The organism is Hydrogenophaga sp. 5NK40-0174, assembly GCF_040372165.1.
Lineage (GTDB): Bacteria > Pseudomonadota > Gammaproteobacteria > Burkholderiales > Burkholderiaceae_C > Hydrogenophaga.
In genome coordinates this window covers 46,373-60,145 of record NZ_BAABWG010000003.1, presented here as the reverse complement: position 1 = coordinate 60,145, position 13,773 = coordinate 46,373, and the positions used below count along the sequence as shown (strand labels likewise).

The window sequence follows — 13,773 nt, the reverse complement described above, 5'->3', positions numbered from 1 at the left end:
AAAAATGGAGGGGAGCGAGGCTGGAAGCGGAATCAGCTGACGACGAGTTCGATCAGACAGGGGCCATCGGCCTGCAGGGCTTGTGCAAGCGCTGCGGCCAGTTCAGCGGGCTGTTCCACCCGCGAGGCATTCATTCCCTGACCCTGGGCCAGTTGCACGAAGTCGAGGTCGGGCAGGGCGGTGCCGGCCGGAATGTCGCCCGGTGCGTAGCCGAACACAGGAGCGAAGTCCTGCAGCGCGGCATAGCGCCGGTTGTTCAGCACCACGAAGGTGATGGGCAACTGCAGCTGCGCGGCGGTGTAGAGCGCCTGGATCGAGTACATGCTGGAGCCGTCGCCAATCAGGCCGATCGTGCGGCCCGGCAGGCTTTGCTTCTGTCGGCCCAGGGCCACGCCCACGGCGGCTGGCATGCCATAGCCCAGGCCACCGCTGGCCATGGTGTAGAAGTTGTCGGCACCCGCCATGGGCAGGCGCCGCTGCATGGCCGCCCGCGAGCCCGGGGCTTCTTCCACCACCACGTCGTCGGTGCCGCGCACCTCGCTCAGGGTCTGCAGCGCGTAGTCCACGCTCATGGGCAGGCTGGGCTCGGCCGGGGGCAGGGGGGCTTTCACCCTGGCCTGGCGGCCGGGGGCAGGCTGGCTGTGGGCCAGCAGGTGATCGACGGCCAGGTGCAGGCTGCAGACCACGCTGTTGCCAGCGGGCGTCCAGGCCGCCACCTGCGGGTCGTCGACGATCTGCCAGAGCGTGGCCGAAGGGGGCACGTGCGGGCCGTTGCCTTCCACGTGGTACGTGAAGGCCGGCGCGCCCAGCACGACGATGAGGTCATGGCCGTTCAGGATATCGACGATGCGCTCGCGCATGGCCGGCAGGAAGCCGCCAAACAATGCGTGGCGTTCGGGGAAACCTCCGCGGGCGCTCATCGGGGCGATGTACACATTGGCCTGGTGCTGTTCGGTCAGGTTCACCAGTCGGTCCACGGCGCCGTCGCGGTCCACCCCGGCGCCCACCACGAAGGCCGGGTGTTTCGCCGCATTCAGGGCTGCGGCCAACGGGCTGATGGCCTTCGGATCGGGCGCGAAGGCATGGCTGACCTCACGGGCGGGCAACCAGTCGGCGGGCTGGTCCCAGTCGTCGGCGGGCACGGACACGAACACCGGGCCGCACGGGGGCTGCATCGCCATGTGGTACGCACGGGCCAGGGCGCGGGGCACGTCGGCAGCACTGGCCGGCTCGCAAGCCCATTTCACGTAGGGCTTGGGCAACTCGGTGGCCTGAGCTGAAAACAGGAAGGGGTCGTAGGGCAGGATGGACCGCGCCTGCTGGCCGGCCGTCACGATCAAGGGTGTCTGGTTGCGAAACGCCGTGAAGATGTTGCCCATCGCATGGCCCACGCCCACGGCAGAGTGCAGGTTCACCACCGCGGCGTTGCGGGTTGCCTGGGCGTAGCCGTCGGCCATGCCCACCACCACCGATTCCTGCAGACCCAGCACATAGCGGAAGTCCTCCGGAAATTCCCGGAACAGGGGCAGTTCGGTCGAGCCCGGGTTGCCGAAGATGGTGTCGATGCCGAGGTCGCGGAACAGCTGCAGCACGACGTCGCGGACGGTGGGGCGGGCGGGGGTGTTGGGGGAGGGCATCGGGCGCCTTTGTCTCTGGGGCTGGGTGTTGTGGGCCTTGTCGTGTTCTGGTTCTGACATGGCCGTGCGAAGGGAGGCGGGAGAAGGGAGAAGGGATAAGAGTGAAGGGGAGCCGCGCCAGTGTCGGCTTTGGCATTCAATACGCCAATACAATGAGCCAACTAAGTCATATTCGATTTATCAATAATAGATTTCGCTGTTGAATGTCGATCTGAATCTCCTCAGGGTGTTCGACGCCATCTACGCGGCCCGCAACATCAGCCGGGCCGCCGAGCGCCTCGACATGTCCCAGCCCGCCTGCAGCCAGGCTCTGGGGCGCCTGCGCGTGTTGCTGCACGATCCGCTGTTCGAGCGAACAGCCGGTGGCGTCAAGCCCACCGAACGCGCGCACCAGCTGGCCCGCTCGGTGCAGGGCGGGCTGGCCATGCTCGAAGAAGGCCTTCGCGAACCCGAGGCCTTTCACCCGGCGACCAGCCGGGCCGAACTCAAGCTGCACCTGACCGACATTGGCGAAATGCGCTTCTTGCCGAGGCTGATGTCGACTTTGCGGGAGCGGGCACCGGGCGTGCATGTCATCACCCGCCCCTGGCCACAGCCCGACATTGCCGAGGCCTTGCACAGCCAGGCGCTGGACCTGGCCATTGGCTATCTGCCCTTGGTGCAGGGCACGTTGAAGGTGGAGCTGCTCAAGGACCGCTACGCGCTGATGGTGAGGGCAGGGCATCCCCTGCTGCGCCAGGTGAAGAAGTCGGGTCTGGCGGCTAAAGCCCTGGGGCAGTTCGACTTCGTGACGGTGCGCTCGCACAGCGAGACCCAGCGCATTCTTCAGGTGCTGCGCCTGGAAGAGCAGATCCGCCTGTACGCGGCCAGCTTTCTGGCCCTGCCATCCATCGTGCGCTCGACTGACCTGGCCGTGGTGATCCCGCGCGACATTGCCCACGAGTTCGAACCACGAAACGAGTTCGTGCTGCTGGAACCCGACCTGCCCAGCCGGGACTTCACGGTGTCGCTGCACTACGGCCGCCGACACGAGCACGACCCGTTCCTGCGCTGGATGCGCTCTTTGGTGGTGGAGCTGTTTCAGGAGAAAGCCCAGGCCGGGCGGTGATCCTGGCGTTCTGCGTTGGGCATGTTGGTGCCGTTCTTGATGCAGTTCATGGACGCCACCAAGCCTGGCCGGGAGAATGAGGCCATCGCGCACCTTCTCTGGCCATCGCATGTTGATCAAGGCAGCTCCCGCAACACCCCAAGCCGAACCCCGTCATCCGGCGAATGCCACGCTGACATCCCCGTCCTGGCGTTGGTCCCTCCTGTCAGCGGCACCACATCGTCTGTCCTTTTTTGCCGGCATGTTGATCGTCTTGCTCTCAGGGCTTTGGTGGCTGCTGGTGCAGCTCGACCGCGTCACCGGATGGCTGGACATCTCCTACGCCATGTCGCCCAGCCTGACGCACGCCGCGGTCATGACGCTTGGTTTCATGCCGCTGTTCTTTGCCGGCTTCCTGTTCACGGCTGGCCCCAAATGGTTGTCCATGCCCGCACCTTCGGCCGGCGCCGTCGCGCCCGCACTGGCGTTGCAAGTGGTTGGCTGGTCGATCTGGCTGGCCGGTGCGCACCTCCATGTGGCCGTCGCCGCCGGAGGTGCTTTGCTGGCGGCGCTGGGTCTTCGGACGCAGTACGCCAGATTTGTGCGTTTGCTGCTGGCCAGCCCGGCACAGGACAAGCTGCATGCGAGCGCCATCGCGGTCGGCGGGCTGCTCGGGACCGCATGTACCGCAGGTCTGGCGGTGGCGACATTTCTGGAAGCCCATGACCTGGCCTCCGTGCTCGTACGCACTGCGTTGTGGGGCTTTGTGGTGGTGACCTATGGCGCAGTGGCGCACCGGATGATTCCCTTCTTCACGGCGGCAGCGCTGCCGGCCGTGAAAGTCTGGCGTCCCAAGTGGATTCTGAAGCTGATGCTTGGCGTGGCCGCGCTGGAGGTGCTGGCGGTTTGGCTCGACTGGGCTGGTTGGGGTGGTCAAACCATCTGGCGCGGACTGCGGGGGACGATGGAGCTGGCTGCCGGCGCCGCACTGATCTGGCTGGCTGCCGTGTGGGGGCTGGTCCCCAGCCTGAAAGTTCGGCTGTTGGCCATGTTGCATATCGGCTTTCTCTGGCTGGGCGTGGCCATGGCGATGCTGGGTGTCAGCCAATGGTGGTGGATGCTCACAGGGGCGGGCACCTTTGAACTGGGCGCTCTTCATGCAGTGACCATGGGCTATCTGGGCTCTCTGTTGCTGGCCATGGTGACACGCGTGTCGTGCGGTCACAGCGGCCGGCCGCTCCACGCCGATACGCTGGCGTGGGCCATGTTCTGCTTGCTTCAGCTTGCCACTCTGCTGCGCGTGTTCCAGCCCGTGACAGGCAGCATCAGCGGCCCGGTGCTGTTGGTCATCTCCGGCATGTGGTGTTTGGTCATGCTCGTCTGGGGTGGCCGATTGCTGGTCTGGTATGGCCAGCCCAGGGTGGATGGCAAGCCTGGGTGATGACCGTTGCCGCGGCGTCACGCGGGGTACTCAAGCCAGGGCTCGGCAAGCCCGTGCCAGAGTAGACTGCCTCATGGACCAGACAAACCCGACCCACCAGGACGTGGCTACGCTCGTTGAAGAGCTGTTGGCTGCCCGGCGGACCATCCTGCCCAAACGCCTGATGCCACCAGGCCCTGGTCAGGCCGAACTTCAGCGCATTCTGGCGGCTGCCGCCCACGCGCCCGACCACCAGCAACTCCTGCCCTGGCGTTTCATTCTGGTGCCCGATGAACAACGGGGAGCCTTGGGGCAGGCGTTTGTCGACGCACTGCTTGAGCGCGATGCGGATGCTTCAGTCGTCGATCAGGACAAGGCGCGTGACAAAGCCACCCGTGGCCCGGTTCTGATGCTGGTGGCCGTTGACGAATGCAAGGGCGAGGCGCCAGACGTTCCGTTGGCCGAGCGCATATTTTCTGCTGCGTGTGCGGTCCAGAACATGTTGCTTGCCTCCACTGCTTTGGGTTATGGATCGGCCGTCACCACCGGCAAGGGGATAGGCACCTCTGCCATGCACCGCTTCTTTCAATTGCGTCCGAGCGAGCAGGCGCTGTGTTTTGTGAGCGTTGGATCAGTCGAGAAGAGCCGCCCAGGCAAATTGCGGCCGTCTGTTTCCGACTACGTCTCTCGTCTCGGAGAGGATCTGGAGAAACCACAAGCATGAGTTCATCAGACAGCACCACACCTGGCACAAGAGTGTCCATCTCATTGCCTGGGCACCGCGCGCCCGGCGCGGGTTTTGAAGCCCCATTCGACATGCTGGAAGCGTGCCACGAGCGCGTGGAGCGCATGCTCGGTCTGCTGCAGAAGTTGCGGGCGCATGTGTTGGCGCACGGGACGGACGAGCAAGGTCAACAGGCGGCGCGCGACATCATGCGCTACTTCGATCAGGCAGGTCCCTTGCACCACGAGGACGAAGAGTTGCACGTCTTCCCTGCGCTGCTGGCCCAGCGCGATCCTGCCGTGGTGGCGGTGGTGATTCGCCTCAAGCAAGATCATCGCGAAATGGCCGAACAATGGAAGGACGTTCGCTCTGCACTGGACCGTTTGGTCTGTGCACGAGTTGACAGTGATTGGCCAGGCTTCAGCGACGATGAGTCTGTGGCCTTCGATGCCTACGATGCGCTGTACCGGCGCCACCTGATCGACGAAGACGGCACCGTCTATCCGGCGGCCAAGCGATGCATACGTGATGAGTCGCTGGCGGCGATGAGCGAAGACATGATGGTGCGAAGAGGTGTCAAACCGTTGGCGATCTGAGGCCCGGCCGTGAGCGGGCACAATGTGGCTTTTACCTGACCTGATCTTCCGCATTCGCCCAGCATGACCGCCCGCTACACCATCAGTGAAGAAGACTATGTTCAGGCCATGCGTCTGCATGCACGGCTGACACCGTTGCGCGTCGTCGGCACGGTGGCCTGTCTGCTGATCATTGCGGTCATCGCCGTCATGGCGCCCGCCAGCGTGCAGCCGGTGTTCTGGGGAGCATTCATCGGCACCGTGCTGATGATTGTGTTGGGGCGGTGGGTGCTCATTCCCTGGCAGGCGCGCAGAGCCTATCGCAAGTACAAAGCCATTCATGACGAGTTTTCGCTGGGCTTTGTGCCCGAAGGCATGCAAGTGGCCTCAGTGGATGCCAGTGGCCTGGTGCCCTGGGAGAAGATGCTCAAATGGCGGGAAGGCGAAGCCTTCATCTTGATCTACATGATGCCGCGCCTGTTTCACATCGTTCCGAAGTCCGTTGCCTCGCAAGGCCTGGATGTGGCAGGCTTTCGAGCGGCCTTGCAAGACCGCCTGGGTCCGGCAAAGTAAGACTTTGTGTGTGACAGCCTTGCGCCAGAAAGCCGGCATTAGGCCTATGGTTTTATCAATGTGACTAGACTTGTTGGCTCCTTCAATCGTTACAGGAGCCAACCAGATGACTTTGGGCCGATGCCTCGTCGCAGCCGCAGCTGCTTCCCTTTCGCTCACCGCCTTTGCCAAGGGCAATGCCCACGGGCACGTGGATGACGCTGTTGTCAAGCAGCAGCGCCAGGCGTTGGCCAAGAACACGATAGATCAGGGTTTTGGCCCACAATCGCCACGCGACATCGACGCAGTGGATGGCGACAACAACATCGCCTTCAATGCCGCACCTGCTTACGAGCAAATGAATCTGTGCAACATCCACTTTCACAAAAACGCAGAGCACAAGGGTGGCGAGTTCACCCGCTATGCCGGCAATGGTGATGGCAAGGGGTACCAGAGTGGCTACCAGTACACAGGCACGCTCACCAAGGCCGAGCTGGCACCCGTGAAAGATGAGATCTGCCCCAGCGACCACGGCGCGCTCGTGCCGGGTGACACCATCGAGGTTCACTACGTGCACTCCACCGCTCAGATCAAACCCGGTCCGACACTGGGTGCCTGCCTGAGCGAGTCGCTGAAGAACCCGCAACTTCGAGTCGAGGCCCAGGTGTTTGTGCTGGTCAACGACGACAAGGCAGCAGATTTTGCTGACCTCACCAAGCTGGGTGAAAAAGACGGTATGCAGCAAGCGCTGGCCATTCCCGGCGACACCGGCAAACCGGTCCAATATGCCGGCTCCACTACTGGTCCGTCATACAACGAAGTGGGCTCACCTCTCCAGGTGAGCTGGAGCGTTCGGCCCAAGGTGAAAAAGGTCAACATCGCGTCGGTCGGCCAATGGTGCAAAGGCAATGTCTTCAAGGAAGACCACGCGCACGGCGTTCGCAATCTGGTGAAGAATCCTGCTTTGCTCTCAGACATTCATTGACGGTCTGAATGGCGGCTTGGGTGGAGGCTTGCCTCCGCCCAAGTGCAACCAAGGCGAAAGGTGAACCCATGTTCTCTCATGTCATGGTCGGGGTATCCGACTTTCCGCGTGCGCTGGCGTTCTACACACCTTTGATGGACCTGCTGGGTGTGCGCCTGCGGTTTCAGGAAGACGATGTCCCGTGGATCGGCTGGGAGTCTTCGCCCGACCCGCGCCCGCTGTTCATCGTGGGCAAGCCATTCAACGGGGCGCCGCATCAGCCAGGCAACGGGCACATGGTGGCGTTTCAGGCGGCCACCCGCTCTCAGGTCGACCAAGCCCATGCCTTGGCCATGGCCCATGGCGGTGTGAGCGAAGGCGAGCCGGGCTTGCGCCCGCACTATCACGCCCACTACTACGGCGCGTACTTCAGAGACCCCGACGGCAACAAGCTATGCGTGGCGTGCCATCGCGCAGAGTGATGCTGCTGCGGCGGCACGTTGCCGGGCAGAGGTGATGGTCAATGCGTTGAATTGACAAGCAAGGCTGCTTCGCCTGTGCGAGGTTTCAGTTCAAAACCCTGTCATCGGCATCCAGGTCGCTGTCTTCGTCGTCATTGTCGAACGCTGCGGCGTCGTCCATTTCGAGTAGTCGCATCCAGCCGCCCGTGACGTGGTCCGGCAGGACCGAGGAAGGGCGTGAAGTCCAAGGAACGCCAACAATGGACAAGCCATTGGCATTGGCCTCGAAGGCTTCCAGTGTTTTCATGCGGGCTTGAACGTCGGCAAAGTTGTTGGACCAGTAGGCGTGGCCGATGCGCAGATTGCGGTGGTAGCTTGCCAAGTCTCCAAACAGGGCGTGAATCCACTCGCTGACTTGCAGCAAGGTGGCCCATGCTTCATCTTCCGTGATGAGGTCTGCGATGTAGGCACCCCGTGTCATCGGAAAGATGCGCCACCAATCCCATGCCCAAATCAGCGCTGGAATGGCGTTGGGCCCGCCCGTGGCTGAAGAAGACAGCAGCGATGCGATCTCTGAGGATGGAATGCCCGTCAGCGCGGAGAGGCGGTCGAAGAGCGCGTCACGTTGAGGGCCAACGGCATCTCTCACAAATTCGCGTGTGTGCAAGCCTTGCTTGAGAGCTTCGACCATGCGCAAGTAGTCGGCTCTGGTGAGGATGCCCCAATCGGCATCAAGGCTCGATTTTTGTTCATCGACTGTCAGCAGTGAAAACGAGACGAATGTGGGCATTCTTTGGGTTTTGGCGCGACGCTCGCACGGCCAGTTTTCCAGGGTCTCGCTCCAGTTGCCGACAGCGTTGACACCATCGAGCTGCAATGCCTGCCGGTACAGCTCTGGGTACGGCAAGGAGATACCGGCGGTTGCGCAGTAGCGCTGCTGTTCTTTCACGCGTCGCGTCGCCGCTCGTGAGAGCAAGAAGATCATCACAGACAAGCAAACCGCGCCCAGCATCGCGCAAATGCCGACAAACCACCAACCAGCTGGGAACGGCTCGGTGAGGTCCGAGACCACACCACCGCCAATGCCGGCCAGGCCCAGTGTGATGATGGCCAGGGTCAGCATTCCGTGTGCGGCGACGCGTTCACGGTCGGTCAGTCGCAGCGTGACCTTCGCATTCCAATCCGGTTTGACTGGGAATGAAGCTTCGCCAGGGTGGTTTTGCAGCATGTTGTGGTGGGCAGAAATCGTTGGAAATGTCGAACGGAAAGCGGGTTCGGGCAGCTTAACAGGGCGTTTGCTGAAGGCGCTTTCGCAGATGAAAAAAACACATCAAGGGTCTGGCGGTCGAACGCGATAAGCTTGTACCTGCGATGACCGAAACCAACATCATGGGCTTGCCCATTCTTTACAGCTTTCGCCGCTGCCCTTATGCCATTCGGGCGCGCATGGCCTTGCGCAAGTCGGGTGCGCGGCTTGAGTTGCGCGAGGTGGTCCTTCGAAGCAAACCCTCAGAAATGCTCGCGGCATCTCCCAAGGGCACGGTGCCGGTGCTGGTGTTGCCCGACGGGCGTGTGATCGATGAAAGCCTGGACGTGATGCGCTGGGCTTTGGCGCAGAACGACCCTGACGGCTGGATGGCGCACGCTGATCATTCGGCACAGCAGCAATGGATTGCCATCAACGATGGGCCCTTCAAGAAGGCGCTGGACGCCTACAAATATCCCGAGCGACACCCGCAGGTGTCTCAGTCAGAACACCGTGCGGCGGGTGTTGATGTGCTCATCGCCCCGATGGAAGAGTGTTTGTCCATGCAGGCCTTTCTGGCAGGAGCAACGCCGGGCTTGGCAGATGTGACGCTCATGCCCTTCATCAGGCAGTTTGCCGCGGTGGATGCGGAATGGTTCGCCGCTTCAGAATGGCGCCGCGTGCGCGCCTGGCTCGATCGCTGGTTGGCGCATCCGGACTTCACTGGCGTGATGGAGAAATTTGCACCCTGGAAAGCTGACGAGCCGCCCGTGGTGTGGGGCGGCTCGTGATGTGGAGCCATCGCTCCCGCTGAGCGAAAGAACGCGGGGGAGTTATTCTGGCTGGCCGATGGTCAGTGCCACGGTGCCCACGCCTTCCACTTCGCCAGACAGCACGTCGCCCGCTTTGACCGGGCCCACACCTTCAGGCGTGCCGGTGTAGATGATGTCGCCTGGCTGCAGGTGGTAGTACAGCGAGAGGTCGGCAATGATCTCGCGGATGTTCCAGATCAGCTTGTTCACGTCGGAGTTTTGGCGCGTTTCACCATTGACCGTCAGTGCAATCTTGCCGGACTCGATCACCTTGCCAGGCATGGGCACGATTTCACTGCAGATGGAGCCGTCTTCGATGTCCTTGCCCAGATCCCAGGGGCGGCCTTTTTCGCGGGCCACCAGTTGCAGGTCACGGCGTGTCATGTCCAGACCGCAGGCATAGCCGTAGATCAAGTCGTCGGCTTGTTCCTGGCTCACGCGGAAACCACCCTTGCCCAGCACCACCACCAACTCCATTTCGTAGTGGTAGTTCTGTGTCTCGGGTGGGTAGGGAATGGTCGCGCCAGAGAGCGTCAGGCTGCTGGGCGCTTTGGTGAAGTAGAAGGCGCGCTCATTGGCTTTGTCGACTTCCTTGCCCACCATTTCCACAGCGTGCGCATGGTAGTTGCGGCCGACAAAAAACAGACGGTTCACCGGGAACAGTTCGGACTGGCCGCGAATGGGCAGGGCAGCGACGGCCGGGGGAGGAAACAGGTAGTTGCTCATGGATGAAGAGGTGGGTTGGCTCAGCGCTTGGGCTGATGGTTTGAATGGAAAGAAGGCGGTGGAATCGGGCAGTGCCGTCGGGGTGCACAAAAGATGCTTCAGCGCACCTCGTATACCCCCAGCTTTCGGTGCAGAGGAGATTCATCGGCAATGAAGACGAAGGCGGCGCTGTCCGCCGACCGGTTCTTCAGTGTCACCGTTTCATAGCCCGGTGCGCAACAGGTGTCGGCTTCCACCAAGGCAAATGTCTTGCCACAGGTGCTTACGTCGACCCCACCTTCGATCAGGTGGAACACTTGCGACGGCGACCGGGCCGGCAGGTTCAATGATTGTCCAGGGCGCAGCATCAAGGCGTAGAAGCCCAGAATGTTTTCAGCGTCTTCGCCCGTTTCCGGGTTGATGTAGGTGACCTGCACGCACTCCAGCGCCGGGTCGTCTGCCGCCAGTTCTTCCAGCGCGGAGCGGGTGGCCGCCCACGGATAGCGCAGCATGGGGTAGCGCTTGTCATGACGCCCGAACACTTGGGTCGGCACCACACCGGGCCGGCTCCAGGCGCGTTCGCCGTTGCCTGGCTTGACCTCCTGGCGCGCACCATTGATGTGGTAGCTGGCTTCCATGTAGTACACCAGCGGCAGGTCCAGCACATCCAGCCAGACCACCGGGTCGGTGCCGTCATGGCCGTGCTCGTGCCACAAGCCGGTGGGCGTGAGGATGAGGTCGCCCCGGCTCATGGGGCACTTCTCGCCATCCACTGTGGTGTAGGCGCCTTCGCCCTCCACGATCATGCGCACGGCGTTGGGAGTGTGCTTGTGGCTGGGCGCCCACTCACCAGGCATCAGCAACTGCATGCCCAGGTAAATGGCAGGGCTGGCTTTCATGTTTTCCAGGCCATGGCCAGGGTTGGCCAGCACCAGCACGCGCCGCTCGGCTTTCTCAATGGGGGTGAGTTCGCCCGCTTGCAGCAGCAAAGGCTTGAGCGTGCTGTAGGCCCAGTGGATCGCCTGCGTGGCACGGGCAGGCACGCCTGGCGGCAGCACAGCCCGCAGGCTGGGCCACAAGGGCACCAGATTCAGGTCGGTCAGTTTGTCGCGGTAGTCCTGTGGCAGGTCTTCCAGGCGACCGAGGTCTTGGCTCATGCGTGTCTCGAAGGGGATGGTCTTGCAGGGCAAGGTGCTAATTACTAAGTATGCTTAGCATATGGGCGCTGATACCATCGGTCAAGCGTGATTTCCCGAGTTTCCGAGATGCCCAAGCCAGCCCCTTCCGCCAAAGCGCCTGTCGCCATCGATATCAATGACATTCCCGGGCATCTGATTCGGCGCCTGCACCAGATATCGGTCGGCATATTTCTGGCGGAGGCCGCTGAAACCGGTTTGACACCAGTGCAGTTCGGGGTCTTGCAAGTGGTGTGCAATCAGCCGGGCATCGACCAACGAACGCTTGCCCGGGCCATTGCGCTGGACGCGTCGACCACGGGCGGTGTCGTGGACCGCATGGCCTCCCGGGGCTGGCTCAAGCGTGCCACCTCTAGAGAGGATCGGCGTGCGCGGGTGCTGACGCTCACGGCTGAAGGGGAGGTGCTGCTCGCTTCAGTGGTGCCTGCCATGCAAAAAGCGCAGCATCAAATCCTCGCCCCGCTTACCCCTCGCCAGCAGAAGGACTTCGTGCACCTGCTCAACAAGCTGGTCACCTCGAACAACGACATGAGTCGTGCCCCGACCGGCGCGACAGGCTCGACCGAAGGTCTGTAGCTTTCTCTTCTCAAGGTCCGGTCATTGGTGTCGAAGACAACGGAGACGCGCCCGCTTGTGCGGTCAGCGCACCCTGGAGCTTCTCAACATGTCAATCTGGACCAATCTTTCTGTCGTCAAACGCCTCTATTTCACTTTCGCCCTGGTGGGTATGCTGGCGGTGTCGGCGCTGGTGTTCGGCTATGTGCAGCAATCCCGCGCCAGCACCATGCTCGACAACATTGCGGGCATCGAATACGACCGTGCCCACGAGGTGGCGGCATGGCAGCTGCATGCCACCGGTACGACGGTGCGGATCATGGCACTCAACCGAAGCACAGACCCGGCCGTTGCCATGATGTTTGGCCCGGAGATCGGGCCGCGCGTAGAAAAAATCCAGACCTATCTCGACTCGATTCGCCAATGGGCGACCATTCCGGAAGAGAAGGCCATCATTGCCGAAGTGGACAAACTCTCAGGCGACATCCTCAAGGCCTTGGGAGGCATTGAGAAGGCGCGGGCCAACAACGACAACGGTACGGCGGTTCGCCTGTTTGAGGAGGCATTCATGCCCCCAGTGACGGCCTACCACGCTGCCATCGACAGGCTTGGCGAGGTACAGCAGCGCAAGCTGCGCGAGAGCATTGCTCGCCAGCAAGAGCGGCAATGGCAACGCTTCGTGCTCGGCACGGGTGTAGTGGCCGCGTGCCTGGTTCTCGCCGGGCTGCTGATCACCATGGTGGTTCGACATATCCGCAGCGCGATGGCACGGGCCGTGGCCACGGCCGAAAAGGTGGCCGAAGGTGACCTGACCGTCCGCTGCAAGACCCGTGCACAAGATGAGTTCGGCCAGCTGATGAACGCCATGGACCGCATGGCAGAGAGCCTGGGCGGCGTGGTTCGCCATGTTCGCAAGAGCACCGACCAGCTGGGTGTGGCGTCTGCCGAGATCGCGCAAGGCAACAACGACCTGTCTGAGCGGACAGAGCGCCAGGCAGGGCACCTGCAGCAGACCACCAACACCATGGCACAACTGACCGACGCCGTGCGCCACACGTCCGACAACGCGGGTGAAGCCACTCGCCTGGCATCCAGTGCTTCTCAGGTGGCCGAGCGGGGTGGCGAAGCCGTGGGCCGGGTCGTGGCCACGATGGGCATGATCGAGCAGTCATCCCGCCGCATTGAGGAGATCACCAGCGTGATCGACGGCATCTCGTTCCAGACCAATATCCTGGCGCTCAACGCGGCGGTGGAAGCCGCGCGCGCGGGCGAGCAGGGCAGGGGCTTCGCCGTGGTGGCGGGCGAGGTGCGCAGCCTGGCACAACGCTCTGCATCAGCTGCCAAGGAGATCAAGTCGCTGATCGCAGACTCGTCGGACAAAGTGCGCGAAGGGGGCGAGCAGGTCGCCGCAGCGGGCGCAACCATGACCGAGCTCGTGCAGTCGGTCAACCAGGTCAGCGCGCTGATCGGTGAAATCAGTCGGTCCGCCAACGACCAGCGTTCGGGGATCGATGGCGTGGGTCAGTCCATCAGCGAAATCGACAATTCGACGCAGCAGAATTCGGCCCTGGTGGAAGAGGCTGCTGCCGCTGCCAACGCCATGCGCGAGCAGGCGGGTCAGCTGGTCAGGGCCGTGCAGAGGTTCCGCATCGACTGACCCACACTTCGTCTGACCGGCGCCTGCCCTGCAAGCCCCGCAAGCCCCGGCCATCCCGGGGCTTTTGCATGGATGTGTCTTTCAGCGGCGACAGTGCCGGCGAGGGTGGCATGAAACAGGTCTGTAACCACGATGTAACGCCTTGCACCCATAATGCAGCGCAGAACCATCAAAGGATCAGG

Annotated in this window: 14 protein-coding genes; 10 read left to right on the top strand and 4 right to left on the bottom strand. The window is 62.5% G+C overall.

Features of this window, described 5'->3' with window-relative positions; translation table 11 throughout:
• Positions 1 to 32: 32 nt before the first annotated feature.
• Positions 33 to 1,637 carry a benzoylformate decarboxylase gene (gene mdlC, locus ABWV89_RS09875; RefSeq protein WP_353397474.1) on the bottom strand — a complete coding sequence of 535 codons (1,605 nt, stop codon included), beginning with the start codon at positions 1,635 to 1,637 and terminating at the stop codon, positions 33 to 35.
• A 199-nt stretch (positions 1,638 to 1,836) separates the two neighbouring features.
• On the opposite strand from mdlC, the gene ABWV89_RS09870 reads away from it, so the two are divergent.
• From ABWV89_RS09870 to ABWV89_RS09840, 7 genes are all read left to right on the top strand, one after another.
• Complete coding sequence (locus ABWV89_RS09870; RefSeq protein WP_353396143.1) at positions 1,837 to 2,745, top strand: LysR family transcriptional regulator; 909 nt, start codon at positions 1,837 to 1,839, stop codon at positions 2,743 to 2,745.
• A 76-nt stretch (positions 2,746 to 2,821) separates the two neighbouring features.
• Complete coding sequence (locus tag ABWV89_RS09865) at positions 2,822 to 4,165, top strand: NnrS family protein (RefSeq protein ID WP_502903187.1); 1,344 nt, start codon at positions 2,822 to 2,824, stop codon at positions 4,163 to 4,165.
• A gap of 73 nt (positions 4,166 to 4,238) precedes the next feature.
• A complete protein-coding gene (locus tag ABWV89_RS09860) occupies positions 4,239 to 4,868 on the top strand; it encodes a nitroreductase family protein (RefSeq protein ID WP_353396141.1) in 630 nt (209 codons plus the stop codon).
• Positions 4,865 to 5,464 carry a hemerythrin domain-containing protein gene (locus tag ABWV89_RS09855; RefSeq protein ID WP_353396138.1) on the top strand — a complete coding sequence of 200 codons (600 nt, stop codon included), beginning with the start codon at positions 4,865 to 4,867 and terminating at the stop codon, positions 5,462 to 5,464. The genes ABWV89_RS09860 and ABWV89_RS09855 overlap by 4 nt, the downstream gene beginning before the upstream one ends.
• A gap of 63 nt (positions 5,465 to 5,527) precedes the next feature.
• Positions 5,528 to 6,016 carry a YcxB family protein gene (locus tag ABWV89_RS09850; protein WP_353396136.1) on the top strand — a complete coding sequence of 163 codons (489 nt, stop codon included), beginning with the start codon at positions 5,528 to 5,530 and terminating at the stop codon, positions 6,014 to 6,016.
• Between the two features lie 106 nt (positions 6,017 to 6,122).
• Positions 6,123 to 6,980: a delta-class carbonic anhydrase gene (locus ABWV89_RS09845; RefSeq protein ID WP_353396134.1), complete on the top strand. Its 858-nt coding sequence runs from the start codon at positions 6,123 to 6,125 to the stop codon at positions 6,978 to 6,980.
• Positions 6,981 to 7,048: 68 nt separating this feature from the next.
• The gene (locus ABWV89_RS09840; protein ID WP_353396132.1) at positions 7,049 to 7,441 is read left to right on the top strand and encodes a VOC family protein; all 393 of its coding nucleotides are present in this window, start codon (positions 7,049 to 7,051) and stop codon (positions 7,439 to 7,441) included.
• Between the two features lie 85 nt (positions 7,442 to 7,526).
• On the opposite strand, the gene ABWV89_RS09835 is transcribed toward ABWV89_RS09840, so the two are convergent.
• Positions 7,527 to 8,648 carry a DUF1266 domain-containing protein gene (locus tag ABWV89_RS09835; RefSeq protein ID WP_353396131.1) on the bottom strand — a complete coding sequence of 374 codons (1,122 nt, stop codon included), beginning with the start codon at positions 8,646 to 8,648 and terminating at the stop codon, positions 7,527 to 7,529.
• 143 nt (positions 8,649 to 8,791) lie between these two features.
• On the opposite strand from ABWV89_RS09835, the gene ABWV89_RS09830 reads away from it, so the two are divergent.
• Positions 8,792 to 9,457 (top strand): glutathione S-transferase, encoded by a 666-nt coding sequence (locus tag ABWV89_RS09830; protein WP_353396129.1) that lies wholly within the window; start codon positions 8,792 to 8,794, stop codon positions 9,455 to 9,457.
• Positions 9,458 to 9,499: 42 nt separating this feature from the next.
• Here the strand turns inward: ABWV89_RS09830 and ABWV89_RS09825 are convergent, their stop codons facing one another.
• Together ABWV89_RS09825 and ABWV89_RS09820 are read right to left on the bottom strand one after the other, a co-directional pair.
• Positions 9,500 to 10,204, bottom strand: coding sequence for a fumarylacetoacetate hydrolase family protein (locus ABWV89_RS09825; protein ID WP_353396127.1), 705 nt, complete (start codon positions 10,202 to 10,204; stop codon positions 9,500 to 9,502).
• 98 nt (positions 10,205 to 10,302) lie between these two features.
• On the bottom strand, positions 10,303 to 11,340 hold the full coding sequence (locus tag ABWV89_RS09820) for a cupin domain-containing protein (RefSeq protein ID WP_353396124.1): 1,038 nt from the start codon (positions 11,338 to 11,340) through the stop codon (positions 10,303 to 10,305).
• Positions 11,341 to 11,448: 108 nt separating this feature from the next.
• Here ABWV89_RS09820 and ABWV89_RS09815 point away from each other — a divergent pair, with 108 nt between their 5' ends.
• Both ABWV89_RS09815 and ABWV89_RS09810 read left to right on the top strand, forming a co-directional pair.
• On the top strand, positions 11,449 to 11,955 hold the full coding sequence (locus tag ABWV89_RS09815) for a MarR family winged helix-turn-helix transcriptional regulator (RefSeq protein ID WP_353396122.1): 507 nt from the start codon (positions 11,449 to 11,451) through the stop codon (positions 11,953 to 11,955).
• An 88-nt stretch (positions 11,956 to 12,043) separates the two neighbouring features.
• Complete coding sequence (locus tag ABWV89_RS09810; RefSeq protein ID WP_353396121.1) at positions 12,044 to 13,591, top strand: methyl-accepting chemotaxis protein; 1,548 nt, start codon at positions 12,044 to 12,046, stop codon at positions 13,589 to 13,591.
• Positions 13,592 to 13,773: the final 182 nt, after the last annotated feature.